We start from the raw sequence: 15314 nt of genomic DNA on the forward strand, positions 1-15314 counted from the left end.
GGTGCCGCCGCGCGCCCTGCGCCTGCGCCGCGTCCTCGACGATCGGCACGCCGAACTCCCGCAGCGCCTCGACCGGGGCGGCCTGCCCGTACAGGTGCACCGGCAGCAGCGCCTTGGTGCGCGGCGACAGCGCGGCGGGCACCAGCGACGGGTCGATCAGGCCGGTGTCGGCCACGCAGTCGACCAGCACGGGCGTGGCGCCGGTGCGGGCCACCGCCTCGGCGGTGGCGATGAACGTGTTGGCGGGCAGCACGCACTCGTCGCCCGGCCCGACCTCCAGGGCGCGCAGCGCCAGCTCGATCGCGTCGGTGCCGTTGCCGACGCCGACGCAGTGGGCCACGCCCTGGTAGGAGGCGAACTCCTCCTCGAACGCGGCCACCTGGGGGCCGCCGATGAAGGCGGTGGTCTTGAGCACTTCCGCCCAGCCCTCGGCGACCTCGTCGGCGACCTGGTCGTGCTGGGCACGCAGGTCCACCAGCGGGATGTCGATCACGAACCGTTCCCCTCTCGCAGTCGTCGGGCGGGGTTGCCCGCCCAGACCTCACCCGCGGGGACGTCGTGGAGCACCACCGAGCCCATGCCCACCACGGCTCCCGCGCCGATCGACACGCCTTCCCGGACCGCACTGCCCTGCCCGAGGTAGGCGCCCTCCCCCACGCGCACCGACCCGCCCAGGGACGCGCGGCCGGCGAACGTCGCGCCGTCGGCCACCTCGTCGTCGTGGGTGATCAGCACGTGCGGCATGGCGACCACGTGCGCCCCCAGGCGCAGCGGCGTGGTCACCACGACTCCGGCGAGCAGGACCGAGCCCGGTCCCACCGCCGCGCCCGCGGCCACCGACGCCGCGGGGTGGACCACCGTCGCGTACCGGTCGGCGGGCAGGCCGAGCCGGGCCACCACGCCCAGCCGGCCGCGGGGCCGGTGCGCGTTGGCCACGCACACCAGCACCGCCGCGTCGGTCAGCTCGTGCACCAGGTCCGACCCGCCGACCACCGGCAGGCCGTCCAGGTCCGCGCCGTGCCGCGCCGGGTCGTCGTCCAGCGCGCCCACGGGCCGCCACCGGTCCGGGAGGAGGCGGACGGCCGCGAGGACCTCGCGGGCCAGTCCGCCGCCGCCCACCAGGAGCAGGGGCCGGGGCGCGCTCATCCGGTGGTGAACACGACGTCGACCCAGTAGTTGCTGCCCGCGTAGGACTGCTCCGGGAACCCCGGGCCGCCGCTCTTGTACAGGCCGTTCGCCATGCCCTCGGCGCTGGCCGGCGCGCTCAGCGGCGGGCTGGTCACCGAGTTGCCCGCGAAGTACCCGACGTCCACGGAGTACCGGCCGTTGGGCGCGAAGTACGACGCCACGTACGCGGTGCCGGCGTTGACGCGCACGGGCTCGTCGAAGACGAGGGTCTGCCAGCCGGTGGCGGTCTCGTTCTGGAACGTGCCCTTGGCCAGTTCCTGCCCGGTGGGCGACCACAGAGTGCCGGTGTGCGTGCCGGTGTTGCCCGCGCCCTTGTAGAACCTGATCCCGGTGACCTCGCCGTTGGCCGAGGGCACGAACCGCACGCCCAGCTCGTGCGGGCCGGTCGCGTCGTCCGACGCCACGGTGGGCACGGTCGCCGCGCTGAACAGCGAGCACGGGCAGTCCCCGGCGGTGGTCGTGGTGAACGACCACGTGGTCGGCGCGGCCATCACGTTGCCGTAGACGTCGGCGATGCGCAGGCTCGCGGTGTAGGTGGCCCCGCCGCCCAGCGGCGCCGCGGGCGTCCAGGTCACCTGCTGCTGGTTCGCCGACAGCGACAGCGTGCCCGCGAGCGTCGCGCCGCCCGAGTCGACCAGGGCGAACTGCGCCGAGGCGAGGTCGACCGGCTCGTCGAAGGCGATGGTCAGCGGCGCGGTGCGCGACACCTGGCCGGCGCCGTCGAGCGGGGTGCGCCCGTTGACCACCGGCGGGTCGTTGTCGTCGTTGGGCAGGTACACCACGTCCACCCAGTAGTTGCCGCCCGCGTAGGAGTCGGTCGGGTGGCCGGCGCCCACGCGGTAGACGCCGTTGCCGCCGTTGTCGGCCGCGGGCGCGGTCAGCGGCCCGGAGACCACCTGGTGGCCGCTGAAGTACCCGCCGTCCACGGAGTACTTGCCCGTGGTCGTGGTGTACGAGGCGGTGTAGGTCCGGCCCGCGGTCACGTACACCGGGCTCGCGAAGGTGAGCGTCTGCCAGCCGGTGGCGGTCTCGTTCTGGAACGTGCCCTTGGCCAGTTCCTGCCCGCTGGGCGACCACAGGGTGCCGGTGTGCGTGCCGGTGTTCTCGGCGCTCTTGTAGAACTTCACGCCGGTGATCCGGCCGCCCGAGGTGGGCGTGAACCGCACGCCCAGCTCGTAGGTGCCCGAGTCGGCCGCCGACCGGACCGTGGGCACGGTGGCCGGGCTGAACAGCGAGCACGGGCAGATCGCCGTGCTCGCGGTGGTGAACGACCACGTCACCGGGTTCGGCATCGGGTTGCCGTTGACGTCGGCGATCAGCACGCGCGCGGTGTACCGGGTGTTCGGCACGAGCTTGCCCGCCGGCGTCCAGGTGATCGTCTTCTGGTCGCCGGACAGCGAGAGCGAGCCGGTGAGCTTCGCGCCGCGCGGGTCGCTCAGCTCGACCTGGGCGGACGCCGGGTCCACCGGCTCGCTGAACGTCGCGGTCAGCGGCGCGGTGACCGGCACGCCCGTGGCGTCGACGCCCGGCGACCGGTTGGTCGCGGTGGGCGGCGTGGTGTCGCCGTTGAGGCCGTTGCGGTAGATGACGTCGACCCAGTAGTTGGTGGCGTTGTAGGTCTTGTCCGGCATCACGCCGCCGTCGCCGTAGCGGTAGACGCCGTTGGGGCCGTCCACGCCGTCGGCGAGCGCCCGCAGGCCCGCGTGGCTCGCGCCCTGGTCGGCGAACCCGCCCGGTGTGACCGAGTAGCGGCCGTTGGGCGCGTGGTAGGACACGACGTAGGTCGTGTTCGCCTGGACCTGGACGGGACCGGCGAAGATCAGCCGTTGCCAGCCGCTGGCGGTCTCGTCCTCGAACGTGCCGGTGGCCAGGATCAGGCCGTTGGCCGACCACAGGGTGCCGGTGTGCGTGCCGGTGTTGCCCGCGCCCTTGAAGAAGCGGATGCCGAGCACCTCGCCCTTGCCGTTGAAGCGGACCTTGGTGCCGACCTCGGTCGGGGTGCCGTCGTCGGCCGCGTAGACGGCGGGCCGGGCGAAGTCGTCCCAGATCGTGCACGGGCACGTGGCGGGCCTGGTCGCGCCGGTGGTGAACGACCAGGTCGTCCGGACCGACTGGTTGCCCGCCGCGTCCGACACGCGCAGCGCCACCGTGTAGGAGGTGTTCGGGTTCAGCGGCTGCGAGGGCGTGAAGGTGACCTTCTTGTCCTCTTCGGACAGCGCGGTCGAGCCGGACACCGCGCCGTTCGGGCCGGTCAGCGTGAACTGGGCGGAGCCGGGCGCGATCACCTCGTCGTAGGAGCCGGAGATCGCCGGGGTGAGCGGGACGGTGCCTTCGCCGGCCAGCGGCGCGGTGGCCGTCAGCAGGGGCGCGCGCAGGTCGGGTCCGGGGTCCGGAGCCCACACCACGTCGACCCAGTAGTTGCTGCCCCAGTGGGACTGCGTCGGGAAGCCGGTCGAGCCGAAGCGGAACAGGCCGTTGGGCCCGTCCTCGCCGTTCTTCGGCGCGGTCAGCGGTTCCAGGTAGCGCTGCTGCTGGAAGAAGTACTCCAGGTCGTAGGAGTAGTGGCCCTTGGGGGCGAAGTACGACACGACGTAGGTGGTGCCGGCGAAGACCTGCACGGGCTGGGCGAAGACCAGGTTCTGCCAGCCGCTCGCGGTCTCGTCGACGAACGTGCCGGTGGCGAGCTGCTGACCGGAGGCGGACCACAGGGTGCCGGTGTGCGTGCCGGTGTTGCCGGGGCCCTTGTAGAAGCGGACGCCGCGCACGTAGCCGTCGCCGCTCGCCCGCCACTTCACGCCCAGCTCCAGCGGCGACGGGTCGCCGCTGTCCACCACGTCGGGGGTGTCGGCGTCGGTCCACAGCCCGCACGGGCAGGTGCGGGCGCTCACGCCCGGCGTGGCCACGACCGGGGTGGACAGGTTCAGCGAGTCGTCCACCGCGCGCACCCGCAGGCTCGCCGGGCCGGACTTGGTCGGCGTGTAGGTGTAGGTCCAGGTGCCCTGGCCGGCGAGCCAGTTCGCCGGGTGCCAGCGGTTGCCGCCGTCGGTGGACACCTCGACGCCGGCGACCCGGCCGCCGACGTCGACGACCGAGCCGCCGAACGCGTAGGGGGCGCCGACCGCCGACACCGGCGGCACGGTGGTGAACGCCACCGTCGGCGGGACGGCGTCGGTGCTCGCGGTGGCCTGCACCAGGTTCGGCTGGAGCGTCGTGGCGGACACGCCCATGTCGGCCAGGAAGTTGACCGTGGCCTGCTGCATCCGGACGTCGGAGGTGGGCGTGTTGGTCAGGAAGGCGTGCTCGTCGTCGACGCCCCACGCCCACTGCACGGTGCCCGCGCCGAACACCAGCGAGCCGCTGGGGTGCCGGTAGTAGGTGATCGCGTGGGTCTTGGTGTCGGGGGTGTAGTGGTCGCCGTGGTTCTGGAGCACGTACGGACCGTCGGGCATGTCCACCGTGGTGCGGGACAGCTGCGCCACGCCCGGCGGCTGGAAGCCGTTGTCCTCCACGGAGTTCCACTCGTAGCCGAGGGTGCCGGGCTGGAAGGTGTAGGTGGCGTCGGCGGCCATGCCCTGCAGGTCGGTGTGCCGCCACAGCCGCATCTTGCCGTAGGCGGCGGGCACCTGGAGGGAGTCCTCGCGGCGGCCGTTGACGGTGAAGATGTTGCCCAGCAACGCGTTCTCGGGCCGGCCGCCGTCCTGGTCGGGGTAGCGCGGGTCGCGCCAGGTGCCGGTCCAGTCCGGCAGGCCGTCGCTCTGGGTGCCCTTGGTCTCCTTGTAGCTGGCGATGGTCCGCCACGGCGTGCGGGAGTCGTCGATGGAGGGTTCCCAGCGGGTCTTCCAGAAGATCTCGTTGCCGGTCAGGAACGCCAGGTGCACGCCCGCCGCGCGGGCCGCCTCGACGTTCGCGCGCTGCTCGTTGGACCAGTACTCGTCGTGGCCGACGGCCATGAACACCTTGTGGTTCTTGATCAGGTGCCCGCGGCGGGCGGAGTCCACGTCGGTGGTGTAGCTCAGGTCGTAGCCGTTGCGCTCCAGGAACCGCAGCATCGGGTACTCGGCGTTGAAGATGAAGTTGTCGTCGCCGTCGCCGCCGGTGTAGGGCCGGTTGTAGCTCACCTTGTACGCCTGGCCGCCCTGCCCGGGGCCGTCGCCGAAGTACAGGCTGTTGCCGCCGTAGCGGTTGTAGGCCACCCACGTGGAGTCGGAGGTCTGGAACAGGATCTTCGAGGTGCTGCTGTCGTCGCGGACGACGAACACGATCTCGTTCTCCGCGCCGGTGTCGTTGCGGTGCGCCCGCGCGTAGTACAGGCCGGAGACGGCGTCGGTGGGCACGTTCCAGCTCAGCGAGACGTTCCAGTTGCCGCAGTCGATGAGCGCGCTGCCGTCGGTGCCGCGCTTGCACGGGTCCTGGTTCTGCGGGGTGGTGCGGGTGATCCGCTGCTTGAAGTGCGCGCCGACGCCGCCGTACCAGCCGAGCCGGTAGATGTCGATGTAGTAGGAGGGCGCGCTGGTCAGCATCTTGAAGTCGACCCGGCCGCCGGGGTTGACGCTGATGTCCGTGGTGAAGCCGAGGATCGACTCGTCGCGGTAGCCGACCTGCCAGTCCGGGGTGCCCTGCCTGGTGTTCTCGCACGCCACCTTGTTGACCACGGGGGCGTCGCACGGCGCGGCAGCCGCCTCGGGCGCGCGGAACACGCTGACGACCACCAGGAGGGACGCCGCCAGGGCGGTCACCACGAGCAGTCTCAGCAGGTCGGCCGCGAGCGCGGGTCTCGGTCTCGCCCGGGACGGGAGGGCGGTCATGGTGGATCACCTTTCGGACAAGGCGGCCGGCTACTCTGGGTCAAAACCCGGACACTGCATCGACCAGCGGAGCGCTGTTGCTCCGATCGTCGTGACGAGGCGGCCGCGCGTTACACCCTGAGAAATCGGGGCGTACGGCCGAATAGGTGACCGTCGGGCCACAGGTCACGGGGAGTAGCCGACTTGGGGAGGTCCTCCGCCGCGGGCGGGAGTCGCCCGCGGCGGAGGACGTCCGCGTTCCTGTCGCTACCGCGACACCAGGGGGAGCTCCAGGGCCGCCTTGAGGCCGTCGACCACCGCGTGCTGGTCGGCCTCGCCCAGGTCGTGGTAGAGCGGGAGGATCAGCGACCGGCCGGTGAACACCTCGGTCACCGGCAGGTCGACGTGCGGGTGGCCCGCGTACGCCGGTTCCAGGTGGGAGGCCATGATCCCGCGGCGCGCGGACACGCCGCGCTCGGCGAGCCGGGTCAGGACCTCGTTGCGGGACACGGGCGCGTCCTCCGGGAGCACGACCCAGAACGACTGGTAGTTGGTCGTGCCGTGCTCCGGGTCGGTGACCGCGCGCAGGCCCGGCACGTCCGCGAGCAGCTCGTGGTAGCGCGCGGCCAGCTCGCGCCTGCGTCGCACGATCGCGTCCAGCTTGGTCAGCTGCACCAGGCCGACCGCGGCCTGGATGTCGGTCATCCGGTAGTTGAACGCGGTCTCCAGGTAGCTCTCCACGACCGCGCCGCCGCCGCTGTGCCGCTCCGCCGCGCTGACGCTCATGCCGTGCTCGCGCAGCCGCCTGCCCCGCACGGCCCACGGCTCGTGGTTCGTGGTGAGCATCCCGCCCTCGCCGGTGGTGATCAGCTTGCGCGGGTGGAACGACCAGGCGGCCAGCTCCGCGTCCGCGCCGACCGGCACGCCGCGGTAGGTCGACCCCGCCGCGCAGGCCGCGTCCTCGACCACGGTGACGCCGCGCGGCCGGCACAGCGCTCGCACCTGCTCCACGTCCGCCGGCACGCCGGCCTGGTGCACCAGCAGCACCGCCTTGGTGCGCTCGGTGAGCACCTGCTCGACGGTCGCCGCGGACAGGTTGCCGGTCTCCGGCTCCACGTCGGCGAACACCGGCGTGGCGCCGCAGTAGCGCACCGCGTTGGCGGTGGCGATGAACGACAGCGACGGCACGACGACCTCGTCGCCGGGCCCGACGTCGAGCAGGTGCAGCGCCACGTGCAGCGCGGTCGTGCACGACGACAGCGCCACGGCGTGCAGCGCGGCGACGCGGCGGGCGAAGGCGTCCTCGAACGCGGCGACCTTCGGGCCCTGCGCGACCCAGCCGGACAGCACGGCGGCGGACGCTGCCCGCGCCTCCTCCTCGCCCAGCCAGGGCTTCATCACGGGGATCACCGGACCGCCTCGGCGGCGCCGTCGCCCAGCCCGACCCACCACTCGACCAGCCCGCGCAGGCCGTCCACCAGGCCGATCTCGGGCTTCCAGCCGAGGTCGCGCGCGGCGGCGGAGATGTCGGCCAGGCGGCGGGTGACGCCGTTGACCTTGCGCTCCGGGCCGTGCTCCAGCGGCAGGTCCGAGTCCATCGCGGACAGCAGCGCCAGGGCCAGCTCCCTGAGGCTGGTCTCCTGGGCGCTGGCGATGTTGTAGACCTGGTCGGTGACCGGCGCCTTGGCGGCCAGCACGTTCGCGCGGGCGATGTCGTGCACGTGGACGAAGTCCATGGTCTGCGCGCCGTCGCCGAAGATCAGCGGCGGCTGCCCGGCGGCGATGCGCTCCATCCAGCGGATGAGCACCTCGGTGTACTTGCCGTGGGCGTCCATGCGGGGGCCGTAGACGTTGAAGTAGCGCAGCGCCACGTAGTCCAGGTCGTACATGGCCTTGAAGCTGCGCAGCATGGACTCGTTGAACGCCTTGGCCGCGCCGTAGAACGTGTCGTTGTTGTACGGGTGGTGGCGCTCGGTGGTCGGGAAGGTCTCGGCCAGGCCGTAGACCGACGCCGACGACGAGGCCACGACCTTCTTCACGCCCGCCGCGGCGGCGGCCTCCACGACCGTGAACGTGCCGTCCACCAGGCACTCCAGCGCCAGCCTGGGTTCCTCGGCGCACTGGGTGATGCGGATCGCCGCCAGGTGGAACACCAGGTCGGTGCCCTTCGACAGCTCGGCGAGCAGCGCGCGGTCGTTGATGTCGCCCTCGACGACGGTGAGCCGGTCGCCCGCGGCGGCGGTCGCGTCGGCCAGGTTCTCCCTGCGCCCGCGCACGAAGTTGTCCAGCACCACCACCTCGGCGGCGCCGGCGGCGAGCAACTGGTCGACCACCGCGGAGCCGATGGTGCCCGCCCCTCCGGTGACGAGGGCGCGCTGCCCGCTGATCGGCTGAGCCGCTTCCGACATGGTGCTTTCCTTCCGGTGGTGCTTACGCGGTGACGAGGCGGTCGGGGGTGGGGTGGTCGACGGTGACGAACTCGCCGCCCGCGGCCAGGCTCGCGGAGGCGGCTTCGAGGATGGCCAGCACCCGCAGGCCCGACCAGCCGTCGGTGAGCGGGGCGCGCTTCTCGGTGATGGAGGCGGCGAACTCCGCCATCACGCCGCGCAGCGCCTCCCGCTCCGGCAGCGCCGGCGCCACGGTGTCGCCGCGCCGGTAGGAGATGATCGCCTGGCGGCGGTCCTCGTCGTCCTCGATGCGGTCGGCGCCCCGGTCGTGCACGGACAGGCGCTGGACGGCGTTGAGGTCGTCCCAGACGACCGTGCGGCGGGAACCGCCGACGATCATGGTGCGGATCTTGGTCGGGGACAGCCAGTTCACGTGCACGTGGGCCAGCACGCCGTCGGACAGCTCCAGCGTCAGGTGGCCGACGCAGGCGCGGCCCGCGCCGATCGGGTCCGAGCCGTGCGCGGAGACCCGGGCGACGCGCACGTCGTCGGGCAGGATCGCGTCGAAGATCGACAGGTCGTGGGGCGCGAGGTCCCAGAACACGTCCACGTCCGGCTGCACGAGGCCGAGGTTGATGCGCACCGAGTCGAGGTACTGCACGGCGCCCAGCTCGCCGCCGCGCACCAGCCGGCGCAGGTGCTGGACGGTCGGCGTGTAGACGAACGTGTGGTCCAGCATCAGGGTCAGGCCGCGGTCCTCGGCCTCCCGCACCAGCGCCAGGCCGTCGGCGTAGTTGGCCGCCAGCGGCTTCTCCACCAGCACGTGCTTGCCGGCGCGCAGGGCGGCCAGCGCGACCGGCAGGTGGGTGGCGGCCGGGGTGGCGATGGCGACCGCGTCGACCGCCGGGTCGGCGAGCACGTCGTCGAGCGAGCCGGACACCCGGACCGTCGAGTAGTCGCCCAGCACGCGGCGGGCGCGCTCGGTGTCCAGGTCGCACAGGTAGCGCAGCTTGAGACCGGGCGTGGCCTGGGCGTTGCGCACCAGGTTCGGGCCCCAGTAGCCGGCGCCGATCACGGCGACGCCGATCGGCTGGTCCATCTCGTTCTCCCTCTCGCGGCGCTCACCGGCGCTCCGGGTCGTCGTGCTCGGGGTCGTCGTGCTCGGGGTGGTCGTGCTCGGGGTGGTCATGTCAGTACGCCCCCTGCCCGCCGAACACGGCGCGGAAGGTCTTCCACAAGATCAGCGCGTCCAGTGCCAGCGACCAGTCCTCCACGTAGCGGAGGTCGAGCCGCACGGACTCCTCCCACGACAGGTCGCTGCGGCCGGAGACCTGCCACAGGCCGGTCAGGCCGGGCTTGACCAGCAGCCGGCGGCGCATGTCCGGGCCGTACTTGGCGCTCTCCTCGGGCAGCGGCGGCCGGGGGCCGACCAGCGACATCGTGCCGTTGAGCACGTTGAACAGCTGGGGCAGCTCGTCGAGGGAGTAGCGGCGCAGGAAGCGGCCGACCGCAGTGACCCTCGGGTCGCGCTTCATCTTGAACAGCACGCCCGCGCCCTCGTTGAGCTGCTGGAGCTTGGCGCGCAGCGCGTCGGCGTTGGTGACCATGGTGCGGAACTTCAGGATCGTGAACGGCACGCCGTCCCGGCCGACGCGGCGCTGCTTGTAGAGCACCGGTCCCCTGGTGTCGACCATGATCGCCACCGCGACCGCCAGCAGCACCGGGCTGAGCACGGTCAGCAGCACCGCCGAGCCGATCTTGTCCACGGTCGCCTTGACCAGGCGGCGGAACCCGGTGAACGACGGCTCGCTGACCCGCAGCAGCGGCATCCCCAGCACGCCGGTGACGTGCAGGCGCGGGCCGGCGAAGTCCATCAGGGCGGCGGCGACGACCATCTCGGTGCCGGTGCCCTCCAGGTCCCAGGCCAGCCGCTGGAGGCGGCGGGGCGTCCAGTAGGCGTCGGGCGTGACCGCGACGATCCGGTAGCCGCCGCGGCGGACCTGCTCGGCCAGCTCGTCGAAGCGGCCGACGACCGGGACGCCGTCCAGCTCGACGCCGATCTCGGCGCGGCCGTCGACCGTGCACACCGCGTCCACGCGCCAGCCCAGGTGCGGGGCGCGGCGGGTGCGGGACACCAGGTCCTTGACCGTGTCGACGTTGCCCGCGGCCAGCACCGGGAGCAGGCAGCGGCCCTCGCCGCGGGCCCGGTGCAGCGGGCGGCGCAGGGCGTAGCGGACCGGGAAGGCGACCAGCGCGACGGCCGGGCCGACCACGAAGACCCACAGGCGGGCGCCGGGCAGCGCCGCCGCGAGCGCGCCCAGGCCCAGCGCGACGACGGAGCCGAACAGGCCGCGGCCGAGTCGGCGGAACTCCTCCGCGCCCTGGCCGAGCACCGTGGCGCTCCACGCCCGGTTGAGGAACAGCGAGCCGAGCACCACCGCGACGGTGACCGCCTCCAGGGCGAGCATCGGCAGCGGGCCGAAGGAGGCGTGCCGCGCCTGGAGCACGGCGCCCGCCAGCACGACGACCAGGACGGTGCACAGGACGTCGGCCGCGATGACGCCGTAGCGGTAGGCGGGCTCCCAACCGCCGACCGTCGGGTGGGTGGCGCGTCGGGTGGCGCCGACCCGTGCCACGGGTCTGTGCCCCGCGTGCTGGACCTGCTCGCTCATCGTGGTGCTCCCCCGGTTGAGCCGGTACGGACGTGCGTCGTTCGCAGGACATCCCCGACGGACCCGCGTGGTGTGCAGCAAATGTGCGGACGGCGTTTTTCAGCCCCGCGAACCGTCATTCGTCATGCGCCGGCCGCGCGTTACACACGGCGCGGGGGTGGTCCGGATCGTGATTCCCCGGTGCGGCGCACGGCGCACACCCAGGAGGTTCGCGGTGTGACTTCAGGTCACCGACCGCACTGGGGCGGAAAAGGGCCTCCCGCACGGGGGACCCGGCATCCACAGTGGTCGGCGCCGCCTGGGGGCAGGATCATCGCTCCAGGCCCGCACCGCGTTACAGGGGTTATTCGAATCAAGACCGATCCCCAGCGGAAAGTAGCGGAAAAGGACTGGACGAGCCACCCCCGGAGCCGCACCACAGCGGACGGACATCACCCATTCACAGAGCGGGATGAGCTATTCGGCGCAACACACCGGCAACGACCGGCAACCAATTCACCCACCCGACCACCCGCGGGTGACCAACACCACTTTCCCGCCGCGCGCAATCCCCGTCCCCCGAACACACCACCCCGAACGCCACCCGATCACCCGGTGAACCCACGACACCCCGCCCCTGAACGTACGACTCACCGGTCCCGAACGTACGACTCGCGCGACGCGAACGTACGACTCGCGATGCCCCGGTGGACGACACGCGATGTCCGACTGGACGACACGCCGGGCTCCGCGCGTGTCCTCCGGTCCGGCACCGCGTGTCCTCCGGTCGGACACCGCGAGTCGTACGTTCAGGGCCGGTGAGTCGTACGTTCAGGTCGGGTGAGTCGTACGTTCAGGGCCGGTGAGTTGCGGGTTGCGGGTGGGGCCGCGGGGTGTGAGCGTTCGTTCACTCGGGTCGGGTGGCGGCGATCAGGCGGGCCTTGTCGGTGCCCACGGCCACGACGTCGCCGTGCTTCAGCTGGGCGCCGCGACGGGTCTCGGTGCGGCCGTTGACCGTCACCTCCTCGGCTTCGACCAGCTCACGCGCGTGGGCGCCGTTGTCCGCCAGGCCCGCCAGCTTGAGGAACTGGCCCAGCCTGATCATGTCGTCGGAGATCTCCACCTCGCGGATGCGCACGCGCCCATCATCGCGCAAGGGTGCACATGCGACCGCACGAGCACCCGGTTAACGAGGATTGCACGGACTCGAAACACGCCCGTCATCACCCGGACGCGCTTCCGTCTACGGTTCCCGGAATGTGAGCACAGGCAGCTCGGAGCCGGAGCCCACCGGTGGCGCGGAGCGCAGGCGCCGCCGGTCGCTGCGGGGCGAGGTCGGCACGACCGGCGCGCGCTTCGGCTCGTCCGCTTTCCGCCGCAGCTTAGACGACCAGCCCGCCGAACAGCCCAAGCAGGTCCGGCGCCGCCGGTCGCTGCGCGGCGAGGTGGGCGCCACCGGGGCCCGGTTCGGTTCGGCCGCCCTCCGCCGCAGCCTCGAAGATCGCCACGAGGAGCAGGAGGGGCAGGAGGGGCAGCTCGAACGCCCGGAGGGGCACCGGCGGGAGCACCCGCTGCCGGGACCCGAGCCGGACGCCGACACGCGACCGATGATCCCGGCCGGTCGGGCGCCCGAGCCCGAGGTCCCGGCCGAGTCGGTGGTCGAGGAGTTCTCCGGGCCGCTGGTCCGGCCCTACGCGTGGACGGGCGGCCGCACGTCCGCCTCCTACGACCTGCGGTTGGAGACGCTGATCTCGCTGGAGGGCGACGGCATCGCGGTCGCCCTGCGCGAGAGCACCTCCGAGCAGCGGTCGATCGTCGAGCTGTGCGCGCTCGGCCCGAGGTCCGTCGCGGAGGTCTCGGCGGTGCTGTCGGTGCCGCTGGGCGTGGCCCGGGTGCTCGTCGGCGACCTGATCGGCATGGGCGTGGTGGCGGCGCACGACAACGCCGCCGCGCCCGGCGGCCCCGACCTGGTGCTGCTGGAACGGGTGCTAGCCGGTCTGCGCAACCTCTGACCGCAGTTCGCCGAACACCTCGGCCAGGTCCGCCAGCCGGTAGTGCGCGTTGAGCCCGCTCGGGTTCGGCAGCAGCCACAGCCGTGACGACGCGATCGGCTCGGGTTGCGGCCCGACCTGGGCCTTCTTGCGCCCGAACGCCGTCCGGTAGGCCGTCACGCCCACCACCGCCACGAACTTCGGCCGGTACTCCCGCGCCACCGCGGTCAGCCGCTCGCCGCCCGCCCGCAGCTCCTCGGGCGTCAGCTCCTCGGCCTTCGCGCTCGGCCGCGCCACCAGGTTCGTGATGCCCAGGCCCAGGTCGAGCAGCTCGTCCTGCTCGGAGGGGTCGAACAGGCGCGGCGTGAAGCCGGACAGGTGCAGCGCGGGCCAGAACCGGTTGCCGGGCCGGGCGAAGTGCTGCCCCTTGGCCGCCGACATCAGGCCGGGGTTGATGCCGCAGAACAGCACGTCCAGCTCCGGCCGCAGCACGTCGGACAGCGTCACGCGACCACCACCGGCGCGCCGTCGACGACCAGCCGCCAGTCGGTGGAGGAGAACGCGGCCGGGTCGATCTCGCCGCGCTCCCGCACCCACTCGATGAGGAGCTGCCGGATCTCCAGTTGCCGGTTGTGCAGCACGGGCGCGGTGGCGACGTGCGGGAAGTTGCCGCCGCCGGACTGCCGGTAGTTGTTCACCGCCACGGCGAACGCCTGGTCGGGCGCCACGGGCGTGCCGCCGTAGGCGAGGCCGACCACCCGCTGCCCGACCGGCTTCGCCAGGTCGATGTCGTAGGTCAGCGGCGCGTCCAGGCCGGCGGCCACGTCGTAGAGGTAGTCGGGCGTGCCGCCCGCGTTGGTCAGCGCGTCGGGCTGGTGCGGACCGGGCGTGCCGACCGCCTTGAAGTAGGACGCCGAGCGCTCCAGGTAGTCCTTGAGCTGCGCGCCGGTGAGCCGCACGCCGAGCAGCGTGTTGTCGTAGACGTAGAGGCCGGCCACGTCGCGCACCGACACCTCGCCCGCCGGGATCGCCGCCGCCTTGTTGAACGGCGAGGCCAGGGACAGCACCGGCAGCGCCTCGGTCAGGGTCGCCTTGAGGGCCTCGCCCTGCACGCGGTTGACGAAGTCCAGCACGGCGGTGTCCTCGTACCGGGCGGTCGCGGCGGACATCGCGGCCTTCGACGTGCCGATCCGGGAGTTCACGTAGGCCACGACGCGCTCGTGGTCGGCGCGCAGCTTGCGGACGATCACGGGGTCCTCGGGCGCGGTGGCGGTGTCGAGCACCCGGGAGCGGGACGCGGTGGGCCGCCAGCCGTGCCCGGGCGCCCACTCCAGGTCGAACTCCATCAGGCTCAGCCGCTTGCCCCAGAACAGGGGTTCGGTGAGCAGGACCTGCTTCCCGGTGGCCCGGTTGGTGACGAACCGCTGCGCGATCTCGGTGTGCGCGTGGCCGACCAGGATCGCGTCGATGCCGGGCACCTCCTCCGCGACCAGCGCCGAGCAGTTCTCCGGGAACGGCAGCAGGTCGCCCAGCGACGAGGACAGGTCGGCGCCCGAGTGCGCGGCGACGACGACCAGGTCGGCGCCCGCGGCGCGGACCCGCGGCACCCAGTGGCGCGCCTGCTCCAGCACGCCCGGGAAGGTCATCCTCCCCTCGACGTGGGCCTTGTCCCAGATGGCGATGCCCGGGTTGGTCAGGCCGAGGATGCCGACCCGCAGCGGCGCGGAGCCCGTGCGCCACACGGTCTTGACCACGTAGGGCCGGAACGCGGGCCGGCCGGTGGCCGCGTCGACCGCGTTCGCGCCGAGCAGCGGGAAGTCGAGCTGCCGCTCGAACTCGCGCAGCAGGGGGATGCCGTAGTTGAACTCGTGGTTGCCCAGGGCGGCGGCGTCGTAGCCCAGTTCGTTCATGGCGGTGGCCATCGGGTGCGCCTTGCGGCGGCCGATGGGCTCGACCTTGGCGTAGTAGTAGGCCAGCGGGGTGCCCTGGATGGTGTCGCCCGCGTCGATCAGCAGGGTGCGGTGCGCGCCGCGCTCCCGGCGGACCGCCTTGACCAGGCTGGACAGCTTCGCCAGGCCGATGTCGTTGTGGCCGCTGTCGTCGAACTCGCGGTCGGCGAAGTAGTCCCAGTTGAACACGTTGCCGTGCAGGTCGGTGGTGCCGAGCACGGTCAGCGTGAACCGGCGCGCGCCGGCGGTCCGGTCGTCCGGCGCGGCGTGCGCCGCCGGGGCGAAGCCGGCCGCGGCGAGCACGCCGGCGGCGCCGCCCGCGAGCAGGGCCCGGCGGTGCAGGGGGGATCCGGTCATGGGGTGA

11 protein-coding genes are annotated in these 15314 nt (G+C 72.7%); 1 reads left to right on the forward strand and 10 read right to left on the reverse strand.

Features of this window, described 5'->3' with window-relative positions:
* From ACFV4N_RS05530 to ACFV4N_RS05565, 8 genes are all read right to left on the reverse strand, one after another.
* Window positions 1–493 (reverse strand): DegT/DnrJ/EryC1/StrS family aminotransferase (locus ACFV4N_RS05530; protein WP_499671289.1); only part of this gene is annotated, 493 nt, incomplete at its 3' end.
* Window positions 490–1146, reverse strand: coding sequence for a NeuD/PglB/VioB family sugar acetyltransferase (locus ACFV4N_RS05535; RefSeq protein ID WP_499671290.1), 657 nt, complete (start codon window positions 1144–1146; stop codon window positions 490–492). The genes ACFV4N_RS05535 and ACFV4N_RS05530, both read right to left, overlap by 4 nt.
* Entirely contained in the window at window positions 1143–5993 is a 4851-nt protein-coding gene (locus ACFV4N_RS05540) for a DUF4082 domain-containing protein (RefSeq protein ID WP_499671291.1), read from the reverse strand. The genes ACFV4N_RS05535 and ACFV4N_RS05540 overlap by 4 nt, the downstream gene beginning before the upstream one ends.
* A 246-nt stretch (window positions 5994–6239) precedes the next feature.
* Window positions 6240–7382: a DegT/DnrJ/EryC1/StrS family aminotransferase gene (locus ACFV4N_RS05545; RefSeq protein ID WP_499671292.1), complete on the reverse strand. Its 1143-nt coding sequence runs from the start codon at window positions 7380–7382 to the stop codon at window positions 6240–6242.
* On the reverse strand, window positions 7379–8380 hold the full coding sequence (locus tag ACFV4N_RS05550; RefSeq protein WP_499671293.1) for an NAD-dependent epimerase/dehydratase family protein: 1002 nt from the start codon (window positions 8378–8380) through the stop codon (window positions 7379–7381). The genes ACFV4N_RS05545 and ACFV4N_RS05550 overlap by 4 nt, the downstream gene beginning before the upstream one ends.
* Window positions 8381–8402: 22 nt before the next feature.
* Window positions 8403–9548: a Gfo/Idh/MocA family protein gene (locus ACFV4N_RS05555; protein WP_499671294.1), complete on the reverse strand. Its 1146-nt coding sequence runs from the start codon at window positions 9546–9548 to the stop codon at window positions 8403–8405.
* A gap of 1 nt (window position 9549) precedes the next feature.
* A complete protein-coding gene (locus tag ACFV4N_RS05560; protein ID WP_499671295.1) occupies window positions 9550–11031 on the reverse strand; it encodes a sugar transferase in 1482 nt (493 codons plus the stop codon).
* Window positions 11032–11917: 886 nt separating this feature from the next.
* A complete protein-coding gene (locus ACFV4N_RS05565; protein WP_499671296.1) occupies window positions 11918–12148 on the reverse strand; it encodes an RNA-binding S4 domain-containing protein in 231 nt (76 codons plus the stop codon).
* Window positions 12149–12269: 121 nt separating this feature from the next.
* Here ACFV4N_RS05565 and ACFV4N_RS05570 point away from each other — a divergent pair, with 121 nt between their 5' ends.
* Window positions 12270–13022, forward strand: a complete 753-nt coding sequence (locus ACFV4N_RS05570; RefSeq protein WP_499671297.1) for a DUF742 domain-containing protein — start codon at window positions 12270–12272, stop codon at window positions 13020–13022.
* Here ACFV4N_RS05570 and mug read toward each other — a convergent pair.
* Window positions 12999–13508, reverse strand: coding sequence for a G/U mismatch-specific DNA glycosylase (gene mug / locus ACFV4N_RS05575; protein ID WP_499671298.1), 510 nt, complete (start codon window positions 13506–13508; stop codon window positions 12999–13001). The genes ACFV4N_RS05570 and mug overlap by 24 nt on opposite strands.
* Window positions 13505–15307 carry a bifunctional metallophosphatase/5'-nucleotidase gene (locus tag ACFV4N_RS05580; protein WP_499671299.1) on the reverse strand — a complete coding sequence of 601 codons (1803 nt, stop codon included), beginning with the start codon at window positions 15305–15307 and terminating at the stop codon, window positions 13505–13507. Before ACFV4N_RS05580 ends, mug begins: the two co-directional genes overlap by 4 nt.
* Window positions 15308–15314: the final 7 nt, after the last annotated feature.

The organism is Actinosynnema sp. NPDC059797, assembly GCF_042732085.1.
Taxonomy (GTDB): domain Bacteria; phylum Actinomycetota; class Actinomycetes; order Mycobacteriales; family Pseudonocardiaceae; genus Actinosynnema.